Raw genomic sequence first — 1,724 nt, 5'->3', positions numbered from 1 at the left:
TAACTTGTCACCGGTTGAGTATGAAAGGCGTTACTTTAAGAGCCTAACGGGTGTCTAGAATACCCGGGGCGATTCAGTGGTTAGCCTGTGGCCAATCAAAGAGTAACAGAGACTCCGTGATTTCAAGCACGATGCAGCTTGGTGGGAGTTGATAAAGTTCAATGAGCGATGCTAAGCGATTCAAAAATATAGGTTTTTGGATGTCGCGTGCGGACAGGTTTAAAGACATAAATAAAGAGGGGTGCTTAGGGTGCCAGTACGATAGCTGACATAATGCTTGCGCCATGACTTGCTCGGTGAGCTGAGAAACGAGACCCTTTTCTTCCATTAATGGAATGAACTCTGCTGGTCCCAGCAAGCCTTTGTCGGGGTGTTGCCAGCGGGCGAGTGCTTCCATGCCCATCAGTTCCCCATTGCAAACAGTGAAAATGGGTTGATAAAAAACAATAAATTGGTTGTTGTAAAGCCCCTGTTTTATGGCGCGCTCTAAGAAGTAGCGTTCTTTTTGGCACTCTTTTAGAGATCCATCAAAAAAGTGTATCTCCGCACTAGGCGACGTTTTAGCTTTGAAAATGGCCATGTCGGCGTGGTCAATCAACTCTTCTGAATTGTGGATACCTTGTGAATAGCATGCAACACCGATATCCGCTGACAGTGCGAGGTTTCCATATTTAGTGATGATGTCTATGTTTTCAATGAGAGACATAAGCCCTAGAACATATTTGTGTAACTGTTCTTTTGTGAGCATCCCTGCGCTAAAATAAGAAACTCATCGCTACTCTCTCTGTACAGTTTGTCGCCGGGTTGTATGTATTGGTTTAACTCCCAGGCAATGCGTTGTAAAATTTCATCGCCAAAGTAATGGCCATGTAAGTTGTTGATAGTATGAAAGGCACGTATGTCAATTTTAAAAACGGCGACAATAATATTTTTTGTTTTGTTTCGCAGGGCGTCTTCAATATCTCGCCGCATGCTGGAAAGCATCGGTAGTGCAGTGAGGGAGTCTTGTACAACGTGTGTTTCTGCCGTTGTCAGTGTGCCTGTATGAGAGCGTAAATAGCGGCCTTTCGTGACTCTAGATTTAACGACCATTAATAGTCGCCATAGCTCAATAGGCTTATTAATAAACTCATCGTTAGCTAAGCGCGCACAGGCCAGCTGCATGTCGGTATCGGCAGCTGCCGACATAAAAAGCAGTGGAATAGTAGCGAACTCTTCATGCTGACGAATCATCTTGCCCAACTCAATACCACTGCATTCAGGCATGTAGACATCTATTAAAATAAGCTCGGGATGACATTGCTCAATGGTCTGTAGAGCCTCTTCAGCGCTGGTCACCGTAGTAACATTGTAACCAGCATTAGTGAGAAATTCTCCGTACAGGTTGAGCAGGTCGCGGTCATCGTCTACTAGCATAATCCGATAAGGTTCGCTCGGTGCTAGGTTAAGCTCAGAATGTAACAGCGAGACTAATTTTGGAATGTCAAGCGGTTTTCTGAGGTAGTGCGTTCCACCAGCACGCACCGAGGCTAACCGTAATTCAAAGGTGTCATACCCTGAAATAAAAAAAACGGGAAGAGGCGCACCATTTTTTTGACGCCAGATGCTTATCTGGTTGGCACCTGCAAAGCGTTGCCCGGAAAAGTCCCTTGGCCGCAGAAACTGAGTGCAACACCTGAGCATTTCGCTAAGGTGTTGTCCCATGTCTTACCTCGAACTCAGTA

2 protein-coding genes are annotated in these 1,724 nt (G+C 45.5%); both read right to left on the bottom strand.

What is annotated here, in order from left to right; genetic code table 11:
* Positions 1–73: 73 nt before the first annotated feature.
* Positions 74–706 carry an EAL domain-containing protein gene (locus R0J87_RS18220; RefSeq protein WP_498887936.1) on the bottom strand — a complete coding sequence of 211 codons (633 nt, stop codon included), beginning with the start codon at positions 704–706 and terminating at the stop codon, positions 74–76.
* A gap of 5 nt (positions 707–711) precedes the next feature.
* Positions 712–1,704 carry a response regulator gene (locus tag R0J87_RS18215; RefSeq protein ID WP_498887935.1) on the bottom strand — a complete coding sequence of 331 codons (993 nt, stop codon included), beginning with the start codon at positions 1,702–1,704 and terminating at the stop codon, positions 712–714.
* Between the last annotated feature and the right edge of the window lie 20 nt (positions 1,705–1,724).

Origin of the sequence: Halomonas sp. SIMBA_159 (genome assembly GCF_046536035.1) — a bacterium.
GTDB lineage: Bacteria > Pseudomonadota > Gammaproteobacteria > Pseudomonadales > Halomonadaceae > Vreelandella > Vreelandella venusta_A.
Note: the sequence above shows the minus strand (reverse complement) of the source record. Positions and strands in the feature narration are given on the sequence as shown.

Excerpts from the sequence above, each read along its gene's own strand:
- R0J87_RS18220 (WP_498887936.1), bottom strand. The coding sequence starts at position 706 with ATGTCTCTCATTGAAAACATAGACATCATCACTAAATATGGAAACCTC.
- R0J87_RS18215 (WP_498887935.1), bottom strand. The coding sequence starts at position 1,704 with ATGGGACAACACCTTAGCGAAATGCTCAGGTGTTGCACTCAGTTTCTG.